The sequence below is a fragment of the Streptomyces sp. NPDC037288 genome, assembly GCF_055603265.1.
The window spans coordinates 42,719-59,718 of record NZ_JBVJVY010000039.1 but is presented as its reverse complement, the minus strand read 5'-3'; the positions used below and the strand labels follow the sequence as shown (position 1 = coordinate 59,718).

The window sequence follows — 17,000 nt, the reverse complement described above, 5'->3', positions numbered from 1 at the left end:
GGTAGGAGGAAGGTCAAGTGCGGACATACCGAAGGCCCGTTCGGGGGTCGTCGAACGGGCCTTCGGTGACTTGTGGTGCGGCGGTGATGTGCCGTCAGCACCAGGGGAGGGCGCGGTCGGCGCGGACGTAGCGCGCCGAGACGTAGCCCCGGTGCTGCGAGAGCCGGTACCAGGTGCGGTTCCCGTACACCGAGGAGCCGCGCGTCCTGCAGACGAGCGCCAGGTGCCGGCCCGTGTGCCGGTGGCCGATCACCCGGTAGCCGGTCCCCGGCCCGGAGCGGACGTTGAGCCTGGTGTGCCGGGTGGTGACGCGGCCGGTGACGGGCCGGAGGTGACGGTAGGGCACCCACTGCGCCACGAGGCGGTACTGCAGGCGGTACGGCGCCGCGTACGGGGCGATGCGGTGGGCCGTCGTCCATGGGACGAAGCGGTACGCCGCTCCCTGGGGCGCGAGGCGGTGTACGCGGCGCGCCCGGTGCGTGCGGAGGTGGACGCGGTGGTGGACGCGGTGCGTGACGTGCCCCTGGTGGTGGGCGCGGTGGTGTGCGTCGTCCTGGGTGACGGCGCTGGGTACCGGGTGCTGGGTGGTGGCGCTCGCCGCGGTGGCCCCGGCCGCCGCGGGCAGGAACGCGAGCACCGCGACCGTGGCCAGCAGTCCGCTCTTGAGGGTCCGTCGGATCATGGAAACCTCCGGCTGTCGTTCTCGTGACCACGAGCAGTGATCACGACAGCCAGCGTTTCCGTGACGGACCGTCGCCATGCCGTCCCGCCGTCCCCGGGGACGGCCGGGACGTCCCCGGGACGGATGCCCGCGCCGCGGGCCGGTTCCGCTGACGGCGGGCGGAACTTACGTGGCTTACGCAAGCAGCTGACAACCGGGCGGGTATGCCATCACCTACCTCAGCACCCGGGCCCGGCAGCATGACCGGCTGATGGCGCTGGCCGGCGTACCGCTGGACCGGGCCGCGGTGGCTCCGCTGCGGCGGATCGCCGGCTCCGAACCGCTGCGGCCGGCGGAGTTGGCGCAGCGCCTGGGCGTGGAGGCCTCCCACGTCACGCGCACCGTGCAGCAACTGCAGCGGGCCGGACACGTCACGCGCGTCCCGGACCCGTGGACCGGCGGGCCCAGCGGATCCAGCCGACCGACGCGGGCCGGGAGGCCGTCGACCGGGTCCGCGAGGCCGGAGCCCGGGGTATGCGGCTCGCCCTCGGCGGCTGGCGGTCCGAGGGGCTGCGGCAGATGGCGACCCTCTCCCACCGCATGGCCGACGACTTCCTCGCGTACACGATCGACGAGGACACCGGACGGGAGCCGGACGCCACCGTCGCCACGGCGTGACGGCCGAGGCTGTGCGGCAACGGGTGGCCGTCACCTGTGCGGCGGCGTGGGGTGGAGGCTGTGCGGCATCGGGTGGCCGTCACCTGTGCGGCGGCGTGGGGTGGAGGCTGTGCGGCATCGGGTGGCCGTCACCTGTGCGGCGGCGTGAGGCCGAGGCGGTGCGGCAACGGGCGGCCGCCGCGCCACGCCTCGGCGGAAAGCTGCGTTTCTACGGCAAGGGGCCACCTCCGTGTCTACCGTCCAGTAATATCCGGCGGCAGCCACCACAGGAGGAACCGTGACCCGGTCCGAACGCTCGCCCCTGCTGCTCGCCGGCCTGCTGGCCGCAGCCGGAGTCGCCCACTTCGTCATCCCGCGCCCCTTCGACGCCACCATCCCGCGACGGCTGCCCGGCTCGCCCAGGGCATGGACGTACGGCAGCGGAGCGGTGGAGCTGGCGCTCGCCGCCGGGATCGCCGCGCCCCGGACCCGAGCGGTCGCCGCGAAGGCGGCCGCGGTCTTCTTCGTCGGGGTGGTCCCGGCGAACGTACAGATGGCCGCGGACTGGCGGCACCGGTCCGCGCCGCTGCGGACGGCCGCCCTCGCGCGGCTGCCCCTGCAGGTGCCGCTGGTGCTGTGGGCGCGAGGAGTCGCCCGAAACGGAAAGGGACGGTCTTGACGGAACGCATCGAGGTCGGGGACAAGGCCGAGGACTTCGCCCTGCCCGACGAGACCGGCACCACCCGCCGGCTCACCGAACTGCTGGCCGACGGTCCGGTCGTGCTCTTCTTCTACCCGGCCGCGCTCACCCCCGGCTGCACCGCCGAGGCCTGCCACTTCCGCGACCTCGCCACCGAATTCGCCGCCGTCGGCGCCCGGCCCGTCGGCATCAGCGGCGACGGCGTCGACAAGCAGCAGGAGTTCTCCGGCCGGCACGGCCTCGGCATGCCCCTGCTCTCGGACGCCGACGGCACGGTCCGTGAGCGGTTCGGCGTCCGGCGCGGCTTCTCCCTCGCCCCCACCAAGCGCGTCACCTTCGTGATCGCCCGGGACCGCACGGTGCTGGAGATCGTCCGCAGTGAACTGCGCATGAACACCCACGCCGACCGGGCCCTCGCCGCCCTGCGCGCCCACAAGGGCTGATCCGCACCCTGCCGCGCCGGATGCGCCGGAGCAGTCGGAACATCCCTGTCGGCCCGATTGGCGATCAGCCCTCCCAGCCGCGGGCACACGCCTGCTCCAGCGACTCGGCGCCGCCCCGCGTTGCGATGGAGGGTCAGCCGCAGCGGGGCCCGGAAGGACAGCGCCCGGCGCAGGGGAGACTTGCGGATACGCAGCGGGAGTTGACGGGTGTCGGCGCCCTCCAGGCGCAGCAGGCCGAAGACGTACTACGTCACCGCGACCCCGGACGCCTCGACGTCCCGGCGCCGGGTCAGCCCCATCCGCCGCTGCAGCCGCGCGAAATCGGTACGGCCGCCGGTGAACGCGACGACCTCGCCGTCCACCGTGAAGTCGGCGCACTCCTGCGCCGCGAGCGCCGCCACGATCTCCGGGTAGGTGTCGTTCAGCCGCTGACCCGTGCGCGACAGCAGCCGTACCCGGTCACCCTCGCGGACACCGCCAGCAGCCGGACGCCGTCCGGTTTCCGCTCGAACAGCCAGCCCTCGCCGAACTCCCGCCGGTCGCTGAGGGTGGCCGGCATCGGGGCCGCGGCGAGTTCCGGGCCCGGCCGGGCGGGCCGCAGCAGCCGCCGCCGGTCGGCCGGCAGCGCCGCCAGCAGCCCCGGCACCGCGGCTCACTCCTCCGCGTCGGCCGCGACCTGCGCGAGCGTACGGCCGGTACGCACCGAGCGGGCCCGGCGGGGATCCGGCGTGCCGTGCCCGTCCGACCGTGCCGGCCCCTTGCGCACCAGGAGCCAGGCCTCCTCCTCGCCCTCGCCGCTGCGGAACCGGGTCAGCGCGTACTCGCCGTGCAGCTTGGTCCCGTGCAGCCGGAAGGTGGCGTGTCCGCGTTCCAGGGAGTCCGCGAACTCCACCGGGCGTCCCCGGTGGTCGTGGCTGAGCGGCTCGTAGGTACCGCGGTCCCAGACGATCACCGTGCCGCCGCCGTACTCGCCCTTCGGGATCACGCCTTCGAACTGCTCGTACTCCAGCGGATGGTCCTCGGTCGGCACGGCCAGCCGCTTGTCGGCGGGGTCGGTGGACGGGCCCTTCGGGACGGACCAGGACTTCAGGACGTCGTCGACCTGGAGGCGGAAGTCGAAATGCATCCGACGCGCGTCGTGGATCTGCACCACGAACCGGGGCGCGTCGCTTCCGGTCCGGGGCTCATGGCCCGAGGGCTCGCGGGTCCGCTCGAAGTCGCGCTTGCCGCGGTACGTCCCCAGCCGGTCCTCCGCTGCCACGTGCGGCTCCTTCCGTGCGCCCGTCTCACGGGCCCCGGGTACCCCGGGCCGGGCCGTTCAGCCGGGGTTGCGGTTCAGCCCCCGATGCCGTTCAGCTCGGCGACCGCGTCGTCCGGGAGTACCAGGCGCGCGGCGGCGTCAACCTGCTGCGCGCCGTCTTCTCGACCCGGCCGAGCGCGTGCTGTGCCGGGACTGGGAGGACCTCACCGAGGAGGGCGTGGCCGCGCTGCGCTCCGGGGACGACGCCGACGACCCACGGCTGCGCGAACTGGTCGGCGAGCTGTCCCTGCGCAGCGAACGCTTCCGCGCCCTGTGGGCCCGGCACGAGGTACGGCCCCGGCGCGGCCGGGTGAGCCATCTGACCCATCCGCAGGTGGGCGAACTCGGCCTGCAGTCGGACAAGCTCTCCGTGGACGGCACCGACGGACTCACCCTGGTCGTCTTCCACGCCGAGCCCGGCAGCCGCAGCGCCGAACTGCTGGACATCCTCGGCAGCCTCACCGCGCCGGCCGGTGACGGTGACCGGCCCGGCAGCGCGCATGAGCGGATCGGGGAGCAGTAGGGGCCCTGCCCGGCCGGTTCAGAACTCCTCGTGTTCCCTCGACCGTGTCGTCCCTCCAGCCTCACGGACAGGGCGAGCGGTGATCGACCGGACGGGCGGGGGAGCGGCAGCGGACGGCATGGGCGGCGGCACGGACAGCAACGGCACGGTCGGCGGACGGCCCACCTCACGGGATGTCACCCGGCTCGCCGGTGTCCCGCACACCGCCGTGTCCTTCGACTTCAACGGCCGCGCCCGCGATGTCCCTGCGCCGGGTACGGGGCCGGGAGGGGCTGCACCGCACCCACTCAGCCGCGGGCACTCCCAGCCGACCGCCTCGTCGTCCCACGCCCCGGCGTCGCGGCCGTCCAGCGGGACGCCGGTGGACCGCCAGCGGTTCGGCTCGAGAAGCGGCAGGCCGACGGCTCGCCGGACCCCGCCGCGCGCTACGCCTGCGGATGCCTCGACAACCGGGCCTACGCGCACACCACGCCCACGACCGACGCGGACGGGTTCACGGCACCGCGCCCTGGGCCGGCGCTGTTCACAGCGGGCGGTACGCCGGTGTTCCGGAACACGGTGGTCCGGGAGTTCGCCGTGGGAGGGCCACGGTGTCACGATCGGAGGCAGAGCCGGTTCGGACGAGCAACGGAGCGCGTATGACGACGCACAGGGCCACCGCGGATCACACGGAGCGGGTCGAGGGCGTCGAGGTGAGGCCGGTCGCCGGGCACATCGGAGCCGAGATCACCGGCGTCGACCTCGCCGGACCGCTCGACGACTCCGTGGTGGCCCTGGTGCGGCAGGCCGTGCTGCGCTGGAAGGTGGTGTTCTTCCGCGGGCAGGAACTGGACCACGCCGGGCATGTCGCCTTCGCCCGCCGCTTCGGCGAACCCGTCGTCCCGGGCCGCCGCGGCAGTGCCTCACCGGAGGACTTCCCGGAGATCGAGACGACCGCCGACCGGCTGGAGCTGGGCGGCCGGTTCGGCATGGAACACGAGGAGTGGCTGCGGCGCCGCCGGCACACCCTGCTGCGCGGCTGGCACTGCGACCACGGCGCCCGGATCGACCCGCCGGCCGCGACCGTCCTGCGCGCCGAGACCGTCCCGCCCTACGGCGGCGACACCACCTGGGCCAACCTGGCCGCCGCCTACGCCGGCCTGTCGGCACCCGTCCGGGCCTTCGCGGACGGGCTGCGCGCCGAGCACCGGCTCGGCGTGGGCTACCAGCCCCGCGCCGGCGACGACGCGTACCTGCGCCATCTGCTCGACCACCAGGTCGCGTCGGTGCACCCGCTGGTCCGGGTGCACCCGGAGACGGGCGAGCGGGTGCTGTTCGTCAACGGCTACTACGTGGAACAGATCACCGAGGTCTCCCGCCAGGAGAGCGCGGCCCTGCTGGAGATGCTCCTGGAGCAGGCCGTGCGGCCCGAGTACACCGTCCGCTTCCGCTGGGAGCCGGGCAGCGTCGCCTTCTGGGACAACCGGGCCACCATCCACCTCGCCCCCAGCGACAACGCCCACCTGGGCTTCCCCCGGACCATGCACCGGGTGATGCTGGCGGGAGAGGTGCCGGTGGGGGTGGACGGCAGGCGGTCCGAGGCCGTCACGGGTACGGCGGCGGGGCGCTGGTAGGCGGTGACGGGTGGCCGTGTGGGCCGCTCCACCAAGGCCGCGCGGTTCTTCGGCTCCTCCCGCCATCTGGTCGCCGGCGCGGAGACGAAGACGCGGGCCGACGGAGGTCAGGCCGCCGGTCGCCAGCCCAGCGCCGGGCCCAGCTTCGTCGCCATGTCCGTCAGGATCTGTACGTAGTCCTCGTGCTCGAAGGTGAACGGCAGCGCGAACGCCACCTCGTCCACCTCCCGGAACGCGGCGTGTGCGCGCAGCCGTTCGGCGATCTCGTCGGAGGTGCCGACCAGGTCCGGGGCGAACAGCAGCCGGGCGGGTCCTTGCGGGGAGGCCGTACGCGGCAGCCGCTTCGCCGCGTACGCCTCGTACTTGGCGCGCTGGTCCGGGCGCGCGGAGTCGGTGGGTATCACGACCAGGCCCTGTGAGACCCGGGCCGCCTCGCCGTCCGGGTGGTGGGCGCGGAACTCCCGGACGAGGGACAGCTGGATCTCGGCGAAGTCCCAGGGCCCCTCCGGCCGTTCCGCCTTGACCACGCTGCTGGTCAGGAGGTTCATGCCGTGCTCGCCCGCCCAGCGCGCCGAGCTCGGACTGCCGCCGCCGTACCACATGCGCCGGCCCAGGCCCGGGGAGTGCGGCTGGACCACATCGGAGCTGGATTCGACATGCGGCTGCCGCCGCGTGGCCTCGAACCCCTCGACCCCGCTGAAGTCGCCGGCGGGCTTGCCGCGCACCAGGTCCAGCAGTCGCCGCACCCGCTCGTAACCGAAGTCCTCGCTCTCGGCCGTGTCCGGGTACAGGGCGCCCTTGACCTGCGCGAAGTGCATCGGCGGGCCCACACTGACGCCCGGGTTCAGCCGGCCCCCGGACAGGATGTCCACCGTCGCCAGGTCCTCGGCGAGCCGCAGCGGGTTCTCCCAGCCGAGCGGGGTCACCGCGGTGCCCAGCTCGATCCGGCGGGTCCGCTGGGAGGCGGCGGCGAGGACGGCGACCGGGGAGGAGATGCCGTACTGGAGATGGCGGTGACGCAGCCAGGCGCTGTCGAAGCCGAGCCGCTCGCCCAGCTCGATGATCTCCAGCGTGGACGCGTGACCGCGGGCCGGATCCGCCGGATCGAACAAGCCGATCGTGAGGAAACCCAGCTTGCGCAACGGGCGGGCGGTGGACGGCACGGGCTCCTCCAGCGGTCGTACGTCGCTTCCGTCTGAGGGTGATTCTCGCAGGCCCGTGTGACCACCGTGTGATCACTTCAGCGGAATGACGATCTCGTCCTCGACCGGCGGATCGACTTCCTGGGCCCGGTTGCCGGTCGCGGCGAAGCAGCGCAGCCGGACCGCTTCCGCGGTGACGTCCAGTCGCAGGAAGCACTTGAAGAACGGCGGGCTGTAGGTGGCCGAGCCGGGCGAGAACAGCTGGGTGTAGACCTTGCGCACGGGCAGCCGGAACCGGGACGTGCGGTCCGGGCGGCCACCGGTGCCGAGGAGGCTCGCGACCAGACGGGTGCGCCGGGTGATCCGGGCGTCCGGGTCGGTCTTGCGGCCCGGCTCGATGCCGAGGCGTTCGGCGACGACCGCGGTCGCCTCCGCCTCGGTCAGGGTGAAGAAGCGGCGCAGCCGCAGCCGGCGGCCGTACAGGCGGCTGTAGAAGGCCAGCGAGTCGCCGCGCAGCGGGTAGCAGCGGAAGTCCCGCTCGGTGACACCCGCGACCGACACCCGCGGGATGGTGTGCGTGGCGTGCATGAACGCCCCGCCGCCGCCCGCGACCACGTACTGGATGGTGCGGCCGTCCACGTCGACCGGATAGCGCTGGTAGTTGTGGATGTCGCCGCCGATCGCGGCCACGTAGTGGTGGCCCGGGTCCCGGACGATGTCGTCCACCGTGCCGCCGCCCTCGATCACACACGGGTGGCGCTCGCCGTCGACGTACAGCGGCGACCCGGTGATGAGGATCTTCGGCTTCGGCCCCTTCGACACCTCACGCAGCCAGGCGCCCTGTTCGGCGTCGATCGTCCCGAGCAGACCGGTGTCGATGCCGACGATCCGTACCGGGCCCGCGTCGAGCGCCCAGTACGGCCCGGGCTGCTCGGCCTGTTGGCCGGGGGCCGACCGCAAGTCCCGGGCGGCGGCGAGCCGTTGCTCGTCGGCCGGGCGGGGCCGGTGCCACAGCAGGGTGCGCCACCAGGCGCGGGTGAGCGGGCGGGGCCGGGGGGCGGGGCCGAGCGGCGGGGTGTCGGCGCAGAAGACGCGCATGAAGGCGCCGAGGTCCTCGTACCAGTCGTGGTTGCCCGGTATCGCGAAGATGGGCGCCGGATAGTCCTGGTAGGGGCGGAAGAACTTGCTGCCGTAGTCGTCGGCGCTGCCCACCGGGTAGATCACGTCGCTCGCGATCACCGCGAAGTCGGTGCCCTGACTCGCTTTCAGAAACCCCGGCACGACGGCGTACTGCGAGTCGTCGCCCTCGCCGGTGTCCCCGATGACCATGAACGAGAACGGGCCGCGGACCTCCCGCCGGATCACCTTGTCGGCGGGCGCCCCGGCCGCTTCCCGGCGTGCCACCCAGCGGCTGCGGGTGCGGCCGGTCGGATCACCGAACCAGGACGCCAGCACGCCGTTGCGGGCGGCCCACAGGGTCCGCGGATTCAGCCACGACAGCTTCTCGACGTGGTCCGGCATCAGCTGCTTGTAGGCACCGGGCTCGGCCGAGCCCCAGCCGGCGCCCTGTGCGGTATCGCGCGAGGAGTCAGACACGCCCTGCACGGTAACAACGCCCCGGTCAACGGCGGTTGGCGGGGCGGCCCAACTCGGTGGAGAGCACGGCACCTGCTGCCGCTGAAGAGCGCCGTGCGCCGGCCGGTTCGCCGCGCTCGGCCCTCGCCCCGTGGGACGGAGCGTGCACGGTGGTCGCGTCACGTCAGGTTCAAGCCGCCGTCGAGCATGATGACCTCGTCGGTGAGGTAGGTGCCGGCGATCACCGAAGCCACCGGATCGGCCACTTCCGCGGGCTGGGCCGGGCGGCGCATCGGTGCGCGGTCGCGCCACAGTTCGTGCGCCTGCGTCCAGTCCTTCGTCATGGGCGTGTCCACCAGCCCCGGCGCCACGGCGTTGACGCGGGCATCGGGGGGGCGAGCGCGGTCCGTGAGCAGCCGGGTGACGTTGGTTGAGCGCCGCCTCGCTCGCCGCGTACGGCACCGACGAGCCCTTGGGCCGTACCCGTATCCCGGCGTGACGGTGACGTTCAGGACGGAGCCGCCCGCGGGGGACTCACGGAGCGCCGGGAGTGTTCCGCGGCCAGCGCCTGCCCGGCCCGCGCGCTGCGCCGGGAGTGCACGGCCATCCGCATACCGTCCGCGGCGAACCGCCGTGCGACGGCTTCCCCGATCCCCGACGCGGACCCGTGACCAAGGCGACCGGCCAGTCCTCTGCTTCGATCCTCGTGATCGGGATCTTTCCACCGGCGCCACCCGCATAGGGAAAACCCTCGAATACCCGCACATGGCTGACATGTGCGGGTCAAGGCTGGAATCCTTCCCCCACACACCGCACATCCTCGGTGTGTTCACGGATCACGGTCCCGCACAGCTCAGCTCGCCCGGGCAGCAGACCCGTCTGCCCGTCTGTCACCGGTCGCGACCCGGCGACCGCAGCAGGAGGAGTACGAGTGAGACGTCTTCCCCACAGACCCGTTCTGCACAGACCCCTTTCCCCCAGGGGGCACAGGCGTGCCACGGTCGGAGCCGCCCTGGTCTCCACCGCGGCCTTCCTCGCCGTCGGCATGCAGGCCGCTCCGGCCATCGCCAAGCCCGCCGCTCCCCACCCCAGCCCGCTGCGCGCCGGCGGCCTGGAGACACGGCTCAGCCCGGCACAGCACCAGGCGCTGATCGACAGCGCCCGGCAGAGGACCGCCGCGACCGCCCGCACCCTCGGCCTCGGCGCCAAGGAGAAGCTGGTCGTCAAGGACGTCGTCAGGGACAACGACGGCACCCTGCACACACGGTACGACCGCACCTACGCCGGCCTCCCCGTCCTCGGCGGCGACCTCGTCGTGCACACCCCGCCCGCCTCCCTCGCCGCGGGCACCGTGAGCGCCACCTACAACAACAAGCACAGGATCGAGGTCGCCTCCACCACCGCGGCCTTCACCAAGTCGGCCGCCGAGACCAAGGCCCTGAAGGCCGCCAAGGCGCTCGACGCGCAAAAGCCCACCACCGACAGCGCCCGCAAGGTGGTCTGGGCGGGCACCGGCAGCCCGAGGCTCGCCTGGGAGACCGTGGTCGGCGGCTTCCAGGACGACGGCACGCCCAGCCAGCTGCACGTCATCACCGACGCCACGACCGGCAAGGAGCTGTACCGCTACCAGGCGATCAGGACCGGCACAGGCAACACCCGGTACAGCGGGCAGGTCACGCTGACCACGACCCAGTCGGGTTCGACGTACACGCTCAACGACGGGGCGCGCGGCGGCCACAAGACGTACAACCTCAACCACGGCTCCTCGGGGACCGGGACCCTGTTCTCGCAGTCCAACGACACCTGGGGCGACGGCACCAACTCCAATGCCGCCACCGCGGGCGCGGACGCCCACTACGGCGCCCAGGAGACCTGGGACTTCTACAAGAACACCTTGGGCCGCAGCGGCATCAAGAACGACGGCGTCGGCGCCTACTCCCGTGTGCACTACGGCAATTCGTACGTGAACGCGTTCTGGGACGACAGCTGCTTCTGCATGACGTACGGCGACGGCTCCGGCAACAACGACCCGTTGACGTCCCTGGACGTGGCCGGGCACGAGATGAGCCACGGCGTCACCTCCAACACCGCGGGGCTGGAGTACACGGGTGAGTCCGGCGGCCTGAACGAGGCGACCTCCGACATCTTCGGTACGGGCGTGGAGTTCTATGCCAACAACGCCTCCGACCCCGGTGACTACCTCATCGGCGAGAAGATCAACATCAACGGCGACGGCACCCCGCTGCGCTACATGGACAAGCCCAGCAAGGACGGCGGCTCCGCCGACAGCTGGTACTCGGGCGTCGGCGGCCTGGACGTGCACTACTCCTCGGGTCCCGCGAACCACATGTTCTACCTGCTGTCCGAGGGCAGCGGCACCAAGGTCATCAACGGGGTGACCTACAACAGCCCGACCTCCGACGGCGTCGCCGTCACGGGCATCGGCCGGGCCGCCGCGCTGCAGATCTGGTACAAGGCGCTGACGACGTACATGACGTCGAGCACCGACTACGCCGCCGCCCGCACCGCCGCCCTGAAGGCGGCCTCCGCCCTGTACGGTGCCAACTCCACGCAGTACGCCGGAGTCGGCAACGCCTTCGCAGGCATCAACGTCGGCAGCCACATCACCCCGCCCGGCAGCGGTGTGACGGTCACCAACCCGGGCAGCCAGACCTCGACCGTCGGCACGGCGGTGAGCCTGCAGATCCAGGCGAGCAGCACCAACAGCGGTGCCCTGACGTACAGCGCCTCCGGACTGCCGGCCGGCCTGTCCGTCAACGGCTCCACGGGTCTGATCACCGGCACACCGGTCACGGCGGGTACGTACAACACCACCGTGACGGTGACCGACTCCACCGGTGCGACGGGCACCGCGAACTTCACCTGGACCGTCAACTCCGGTGGCGGAGGGGGTTGCACCTCGACCCAGCTGCTGGGCAACCCCGGCTTCGAGTCCGGAAGCTCCGGTTGGAGTGCGACCAGCGGCGTCATCACCACCGACAGTGGTGAGGCCGCCCACAGCGGCTCGTACAAGGCCTGGCTCGACGGCTACGGCTCCTCGCACACCGACACCCTGTCCCAGTCGGTGACGATCCCCGCGGGCTGCAAGGCCACCCTGACCTTCTACCTGCACATCGACACCGCGGAGACCACCACCGGCACGCAGTACGACAAGCTGACGGTGACCGCGGGTTCGAAGACCCTGGCGACCTACTCGAACCTCAACAAGGCCTCCGGCTACAGCCAGAAGTCCTTCGACCTGTCCTCGCTGGCGGGCTCGACGGTCACGCTGAAGTTCAACGGCGTGGAGGACTCCTCGCTGCAGACCAGCTTCGTCGTGGACGACACCGCCCTGACGACCGGCTGACCGCCCCGTCACGGCCCCGCACCGGAACGCGGTGCGGGGCCGTGGCATGTCAGGTCAGCTGAGCGGATCCAGCGTCAGATACGCCTGCTGCGGACTGCCGTCGTGGACCAGCGACTCCTGGTTGCCGACGTCGTCGAAGGCGAACGCGTAGGCCTTGCCGTCGGCCATCTGCGCATGGACCGTACGCGCGTACTGGTTCGTGACGGCGTCCTGGTAGAAGCCGGCCGTCGTGGTGTCCGGCTGGTTGGGGTTGACCAGCAGCGTGGAGCGGTTGAAGCCGGCACACAGGGTGCGGGAGACGGGGCCCCGGACGGTGTCGTTGGGTGCGTCGAGCAGCTTGTGGCAGCCGAAGACGCTGTCGGCGTCGGGTTTCCGGAAGCTGGTGACCACCGTGCCGGAGGCGTTGGTGAAGTTCATGACGTTGCCCGAGACCCGCCCGTAGTACTTGGTGCCCGGCTGGTCGGTGAAGGGTGTGACGGTCAGGGTCGACGTCGTGTACTTCTGCCAGACCCGGTTGACGTAGTCGTCCATCACGTTCGCCGGCAGGGCGCCGGTCTCCACGCCGTACAGCGGCGAGAGCGCGCGCAGGACCCTGCCGTCCGAGCCGGTCTGGATCAGGCCGGACCAGCCGCCCGGCCGGCTGCGCAGCGCGTTGAAGAAGCCCGTCCAGCCACCGGGCTTGAGGTGTCCGGTGCTGCGCACGCTGCCGTCGGAACGCCGCACCCCGACCGCGTACGGCGCCGAGAACATGTCCACCTGGGTGCTGTTCAGCCACAGCCCCGCGTCGTTGAGGGTGTACTCGGACCAGTTGAACAGGGTGTTCCGGTTGGGGTCGGACGGGTTCTGCACGGCCGGCTGCACGAGGCCGCCGGTGGTCAGCCGGAAGTCGAGCTTCCGGCCGTAGGAGAAGTAGATCCGCCCGGAGAACTTCGGGATCCGGATCGTCTTGGACTGCCCGGGTGCCGGGCCGGCGATCGCCGCGTCCGGAGCGGGCGTCGGGGGGTTGCCTCCCGCCGGCCAGGCGTGGAAGGCGCCGTTCGCGTCGGCCCAGCCCTGTTGCCCGGAGGACAGCTGGGTGCCGAGGTCGTAGACGTAGACCGGTTCCGAGCGGCCGGAGTTGTTGCTGATCTGCAGGGGGAGGGTGTCCGCTGCGACCGCGCCGGCGCGGTCCGGGGTACCGAAGGCGAGCACTCCGCCGACGAGGGCCGCGGCGGCGGCCAGGGGCAGCGCAGGGCGCGTGCGTGTGTGAGGCACTCTCCTACCTCCGTGTGGGGTCGGGGTCGTACGGATATTGGTCCGTACCGGATTGAGAGCGCTCTCAGACTCGGGCCGCGCCGCGTGCATGTCAATGCAGTGAGCAGACCGGGTTACGGCGCCCGCCGTACGGCAGGCGCCGTGAGCCGGTGTCAGAACGTGCGCTGGAGCAGGTCGAGAAGGGCCGTCCAGTGCCGCTCGTCGGCCTCGCGGTCGTACACCGGGGTGTCCGCCTGCGTGTAGCCGTGCCGGGCGCCCGCGTAGACCTCGCAGGTGTGCCGGACCCCGGCCTCGGTCAGAGCCTTCTCGAAGCGCTCGATCTGCTCCGGCGGCAGCGAGCCGTCGTTTTCGGCGTGTCCGAAGTACAGCTCCGCGGTGATGCGCGGGGCGCCCAGGTGCGGGCTGGTCGGTTCGTCGGTGGCGAGCCCACCGCCGTGGAACCCGGCCGCGGCGGCCACCCGGTCCGGATGCGCCGCCGCCGTCCACAGAACGAGCTGGGCGCCCATGCAGTAGCCGGTGATCCCGACCGGTCCGTCGGCGACCAGCGGGCTGTCGGCCATCCACCTCAGATAGGCAGCGGAGTCCCGCTCGATCATGTCCGAAGTCAGCGAGGACACGACCGGACCGAGCCGTTCCCAGATGGTCGGGTCGGCGCCCGGGTCGATGAACCCGGGCAGTTCCACGACCGGAGTCCGGCCGAGCCGGTAGAACACGTTGGGCACCAGCACGGTGTACCCGGCGGCGGCCAGCCGGTCGGCCATCGACCGCAGGTGCGGGCGCAGGCCGTAGGCGTTCATGTAGAACAGCACACCCGGGCGGGGACGCCCGTCCGAGGGGTGGACGAGGTAGGCGTCGGCGACGCCGTCCTCGGTCCGGATGTCGAGGTCGGTTCCCTGGACATCGGTCATGGTGAGCGGGCCTCCCTGGGGAACGGGCGTCGGACGGCGGTCAGCCCCGGCGCAAGGACTACGGACCATGCTGTCACGCAAGATCGGCAACCACGCACCGGGTGCACCGCGCGCTCACTCGAACCGGCTGGTGTCTCCCGCGCCCCGCCGCACGATCTCCGCCTCGCCGCCGGAGAAGTCCACGACCGTCGTCGGCTCGGTGCCGCAGTCGCCGGAGTCGACCACCGCGTCCACCGCGTGGTCGAGCCGGTCCTTGATCTCCCAGCCCTGCGTCAGCGGCTCCTCCTCGTCCGGCAGCAGAAGCGTGCTGGACAGCAACGGCTCGCCCAGTTCGGCCAGCAGCGCCTGGGTGACCACATGGTCGGGGATGCGCACGCCCACGGTCTTCTTCTTCGGGTGCAGCAGCTTGCGCGGCACCTCGCGGGTGGCCGGGAGGATGAAGGTGTAGCTGCCGGGGGTGGACGCCTTCACGGCCCGGAACACGTCGTTGTCCACCCGCACGAACTGGCCGAGCTGCGCGAAGTCCCGGCACATCAGGGTGAAGTGGTGCCGGTCGTCCAGATGACGGATGGAGCGGATCCGGTCCATGCCGTCCCGGCTGCCCAGCCGGCAGCCCAGCGCGTAACAGGAGTCGGTCGGGTATGCGATGAGCGCTTCCGAGCGCACCGCGTCGGCGATCTGCGCGATGCTGCGCGGCTGCGGGTTGTCCGGATGCACGTCGAAGTACTTCGCCACGCGTCGAGCTTATGCCGTCCCCGCACGCCACACGCACATCTCCACGCATCGCCCGCCGCGCGGCCTGCCGCCACTGCCTCCCTTGCCGCGGACAGTTCCGGACACGGCCGGGGAAACGCCGGGCGGGCCGTCACCGTGCGGTGTGGCGACAGGCGTGACGCCGGCCTCCGGTGGCATACGGGCGGACTCAGGGCAGCCGCGGGCGAGGGCGCCACCGGGCGTTCGAGAACGGCCTGCGGGCCTCTGCGCAGGTCACCGCCGTGCTGGGCGTGGGGGGCGGTTCTCGTGGGGGCGGTGTCGCGCTGTGGTGGTGCCGACCGACGCGGGGTGAGCGGATTCCGGAGCCGACCACTCGGAAATCGCCGTGCGTATGAACCGCGTCCCAGGGCATCCGACCCGTGAGCCGTCCTGGGCCTCCCCCGGCCCCGGACGCGGCGAATTCGCGCCGGCGGCCCATCCCCCGGGGCCGTCGGCGGAGCCATGTCCGGCGCGGCAGCGTGGCGTGTGGGGTAGCGTGCGGCGCGCCAGCCCAGCTGAACGCGGGGACGAGGAGGGGGAACGTGGCCGGCCGACCGGACGAAGGCCCGGCGTTCCAGCAGCCGTACGGCGGCGACAACGCCTGGCCGCAGGAGTTGCTCGACCATCTGCGGCCCGCCGGACGCGATCCTCGCCGGCTCGTCGCCTGGCTCGCCCGGACCGTGAGCGCGTCGGTGTGCCTCCAGGACGCCCGCGGTGGCCTGCTCGCCGGTGAGCGCCTGCCGCTCGACGACGCCGTCGTGGCCGACGTCACCTCCGGCCGGGTCTCCGCCGCGGCCCTGCAGGACGGCGAACGGCATGTGCGCCTGGTCGGGATACGGCATCCGGGGCCCGGCCCGGCGGCCCGCGCCGTCCTCGCCGTGGCCCGCCCCGCGCCCTTCGACCGGCGCATCGCCGAGATCCTCGGCCACACCACAGGCCTACTGGAACTGCTGCTCAGGGAACAGGAGCTGGCCGCGGCCGGGTGGCGGCTGCGGCGGGCCACGGCCGATCTGCGGCTGGCGATCCTGCAGCTGCTCATGGTGGAGGACACCGTCTCCGCCCGACGGGTCGCCGCCGGGCTGTGGCCGGGCCTGCTGGAGGAGGACACCGCCCGGGTGTACGTCCTCGAAGGCGCCGCCGCCGAACGCGACGGGCTCGCCGACGCGTGCGTGGACGCCACCGACGGCCGGGCGCTGGTCGTGCGCTGTCCCGCGGTGGACGAACACGTCATCGTCGTCGGCCCGTCCGCCGAGGTGGGGCAGCGGCTGCGGTCCCTCGTCGCCGACCGGCCCGGCACCTTCCTCGGCGGCAGCCCGCGCCAGCGCCTCGCGTTGACCGCCACCGCCTACGGGCAGGCCGTCACCGCCCTCGCCGTGGCCCGCTTCCACCCCGACCGGGCCGCCGTCTACGCCGCCCGCACCCGCCCCGCCCAGCTCATGGACCCCGCCGCGCTGCGGGCCTGGGCCGCCGCCGTGCTGCGCCCGCTCGACGCGCTGCCCCACCATGTGCGCGCCGAACTGCTCGCCACCACCCGGCTGGGCCTGGAGTTCACCGCCGTGAACGCGGCCAAGGTGCTGGGCGTCAGCCGCAACACGGTCCGCGCCCGGATGGACCGGGTGGCCGCGCTGCTCGGCGCCGACCTCACCCGGCCGGCCGTCCGCGCCCTCGCGCACGCCGCCCTCAACACCGAGGCCGCCCACGGTCCGTGCGACCCGCGCGGCGGCGCACCCGGACCGCCGCACCGGACCCGGCTCACCGAGCTGCTCGACACGAGCGCGCTCCGCTCCTGGGCCGAGGGGCTCCTCGGCCGCCTCGACACGGACGGCCGCGACCTGCGCGGCACCCTGCGCGCCTGGACCGCCGCCGACGCACACGCCGAACGCGCCGCCCGGGCACTCGGCGTACACGCCCAGACCGTGCGCGAACGCGTCCGCGCGGCCGAACCCGTGCTGGAACGCCGGCTGACGGCCGGTGGCACCGACCTGTACGAGGTCGTCCTCGCCCAGCTCGTCACCGGCGAGCTGTCCCTGCCCGACCTCGGCGCGGCGAACCAGGACCAACCGGACGCGTCTGTGCACCGGTGAGTGCCGTGCGGGCCGCACCG

Annotated in this window: 16 protein-coding genes and 1 pseudogene; 7 read left to right on the top strand and 10 right to left on the bottom strand. The window is 72.7% G+C overall.

Annotated features, from left to right (window positions below; translation table 11 throughout):
* Positions 1 to 94: 94 nt before the first annotated feature.
* Positions 95 to 682: an SH3 domain-containing protein gene (locus ACZ7GZ_RS33090; RefSeq protein WP_471029881.1), complete on the bottom strand. Its 588-nt coding sequence runs from the start codon at positions 680 to 682 to the stop codon at positions 95 to 97.
* Between the two features lie 208 nt (positions 683 to 890).
* Between ACZ7GZ_RS33090 and ACZ7GZ_RS33085 the strand changes: the two are divergent.
* The 3 genes and pseudogenes from ACZ7GZ_RS33085 (at position 891) to ACZ7GZ_RS33075 (ending at position 2,461) form a co-directional block, all read left to right on the top strand.
* Positions 891 to 1,339: pseudogene (locus tag ACZ7GZ_RS33085) on the top strand (MarR family winged helix-turn-helix transcriptional regulator).
* A 277-nt stretch (positions 1,340 to 1,616) separates the two neighbouring features.
* Positions 1,617 to 1,997, top strand: coding sequence for a DoxX family protein (locus ACZ7GZ_RS33080; RefSeq protein WP_471029879.1), 381 nt, complete (start codon positions 1,617 to 1,619; stop codon positions 1,995 to 1,997).
* Positions 1,994 to 2,461, top strand: a complete 468-nt coding sequence (locus ACZ7GZ_RS33075; RefSeq protein ID WP_471029877.1) for a peroxiredoxin — start codon at positions 1,994 to 1,996, stop codon at positions 2,459 to 2,461. Before ACZ7GZ_RS33080 ends, ACZ7GZ_RS33075 begins: the two co-directional genes overlap by 4 nt.
* 245 nt (positions 2,462 to 2,706) lie before the next feature.
* Here ACZ7GZ_RS33075 and ACZ7GZ_RS33070 read toward each other — a convergent pair whose 3' ends face one another.
* From ACZ7GZ_RS33070 to ACZ7GZ_RS33060, 3 genes are read right to left on the bottom strand one after another with little or no spacing between them, the layout of a single operon-like run.
* The gene (locus ACZ7GZ_RS33070) at positions 2,707 to 2,862 is read right to left on the bottom strand and encodes a hypothetical protein (RefSeq protein WP_471029875.1); all 156 of its coding nucleotides are present in this window, start codon (positions 2,860 to 2,862) and stop codon (positions 2,707 to 2,709) included.
* Positions 2,863 to 2,882: 20 nt separating this feature from the next.
* Complete coding sequence (locus ACZ7GZ_RS33065) at positions 2,883 to 3,107, bottom strand: hypothetical protein (protein WP_471029873.1); 225 nt, start codon at positions 3,105 to 3,107, stop codon at positions 2,883 to 2,885.
* A gap of 6 nt (positions 3,108 to 3,113) precedes the next feature.
* On the bottom strand, positions 3,114 to 3,722 hold the full coding sequence (locus ACZ7GZ_RS33060; RefSeq protein WP_471029872.1) for a DNA polymerase ligase N-terminal domain-containing protein: 609 nt from the start codon (positions 3,720 to 3,722) through the stop codon (positions 3,114 to 3,116).
* A gap of 178 nt (positions 3,723 to 3,900) precedes the next feature.
* Between ACZ7GZ_RS33060 and ACZ7GZ_RS33055 the strand changes: the two genes are divergently transcribed.
* Complete coding sequence (locus ACZ7GZ_RS33055) at positions 3,901 to 4,284, top strand: MmyB family transcriptional regulator (protein WP_471029871.1); 384 nt, start codon at positions 3,901 to 3,903, stop codon at positions 4,282 to 4,284.
* 638 nt (positions 4,285 to 4,922) lie between these two features.
* Entirely contained in the window at positions 4,923 to 5,897 is a 975-nt protein-coding gene (locus ACZ7GZ_RS33050) for a TauD/TfdA dioxygenase family protein (protein WP_471029869.1), read from the top strand.
* Positions 5,898 to 6,004: 107 nt separating this feature from the next.
* Here ACZ7GZ_RS33050 and ACZ7GZ_RS33045 read toward each other — a convergent pair whose 3' ends face one another.
* From ACZ7GZ_RS33045 to ACZ7GZ_RS33035, 3 genes are all read right to left on the bottom strand, one after another.
* On the bottom strand, positions 6,005 to 7,060 hold the full coding sequence (locus ACZ7GZ_RS33045; protein WP_471029866.1) for an LLM class flavin-dependent oxidoreductase: 1,056 nt from the start codon (positions 7,058 to 7,060) through the stop codon (positions 6,005 to 6,007).
* A gap of 72 nt (positions 7,061 to 7,132) precedes the next feature.
* A complete protein-coding gene (locus ACZ7GZ_RS33040) occupies positions 7,133 to 8,635 on the bottom strand; it encodes a metallophosphoesterase family protein (RefSeq protein WP_471029864.1) in 1,503 nt (500 codons plus the stop codon).
* A gap of 158 nt (positions 8,636 to 8,793) precedes the next feature.
* Entirely contained in the window at positions 8,794 to 9,354 is a 561-nt protein-coding gene (locus ACZ7GZ_RS33035) for an SDR family oxidoreductase (protein ID WP_471029862.1), read from the bottom strand.
* Positions 9,355 to 9,659: 305 nt separating this feature from the next.
* Here ACZ7GZ_RS33035 and ACZ7GZ_RS33030 point away from each other — a divergent pair, with 305 nt between their 5' ends.
* On the top strand, positions 9,660 to 11,981 hold the full coding sequence (locus ACZ7GZ_RS33030; protein WP_471029906.1) for a M4 family metallopeptidase: 2,322 nt from the start codon (positions 9,660 to 9,662) through the stop codon (positions 11,979 to 11,981).
* A 54-nt stretch (positions 11,982 to 12,035) separates the two neighbouring features.
* On the opposite strand, the gene ACZ7GZ_RS33025 is transcribed toward ACZ7GZ_RS33030, so the two are convergent.
* The 3 genes from ACZ7GZ_RS33025 to ACZ7GZ_RS33015 form a co-directional block, all read right to left on the bottom strand.
* Positions 12,036 to 13,235, bottom strand: a complete 1,200-nt coding sequence (locus ACZ7GZ_RS33025) for a glycoside hydrolase family 64 protein (protein ID WP_471029860.1) — start codon at positions 13,233 to 13,235, stop codon at positions 12,036 to 12,038.
* A 152-nt stretch (positions 13,236 to 13,387) separates the two neighbouring features.
* Positions 13,388 to 14,143 (bottom strand): dienelactone hydrolase family protein, encoded by a 756-nt coding sequence (locus ACZ7GZ_RS33020; RefSeq protein ID WP_471029858.1) that lies wholly within the window; start codon positions 14,141 to 14,143, stop codon positions 13,388 to 13,390.
* 114 nt (positions 14,144 to 14,257) lie between these two features.
* Positions 14,258 to 14,878, bottom strand: coding sequence for an L-threonylcarbamoyladenylate synthase (locus ACZ7GZ_RS33015; RefSeq protein WP_363220015.1), 621 nt, complete (start codon positions 14,876 to 14,878; stop codon positions 14,258 to 14,260).
* A gap of 560 nt (positions 14,879 to 15,438) precedes the next feature.
* On the opposite strand from ACZ7GZ_RS33015, the gene ACZ7GZ_RS33010 reads away from it, so the two are divergent.
* The gene (locus ACZ7GZ_RS33010; protein WP_471029855.1) at positions 15,439 to 16,980 is read left to right on the top strand and encodes a helix-turn-helix domain-containing protein; all 1,542 of its coding nucleotides are present in this window, start codon (positions 15,439 to 15,441) and stop codon (positions 16,978 to 16,980) included.
* Positions 16,981 to 17,000: the final 20 nt, after the last annotated feature.

What these genes read in the sequence shown, in the direction of transcription:
- ACZ7GZ_RS33050 (WP_471029869.1), top strand. Translation starts at nt 4,923, where the DNA reads ATGACGACGCACAGGGCCACCGCGGATCACACGGAGCGGGTCGAGGGC.
- ACZ7GZ_RS33035 (WP_471029862.1), bottom strand. Translation starts at nt 9,354, where the DNA reads ATGCGGGTGGCGCCGGTGGAAAGATCCCGATCACGAGGATCGAAGCAG.
- ACZ7GZ_RS33030 (WP_471029906.1), top strand. Translation starts at nt 9,660, where the DNA reads ATGCAGGCCGCTCCGGCCATCGCCAAGCCCGCCGCTCCCCACCCCAGC.
- ACZ7GZ_RS33020 (WP_471029858.1), bottom strand. Translation starts at nt 14,143, where the DNA reads ATGACCGATGTCCAGGGAACCGACCTCGACATCCGGACCGAGGACGGC.
- ACZ7GZ_RS33090 (WP_471029881.1), bottom strand. Translation starts at nt 682, where the DNA reads ATGATCCGACGGACCCTCAAGAGCGGACTGCTGGCCACGGTCGCGGTG.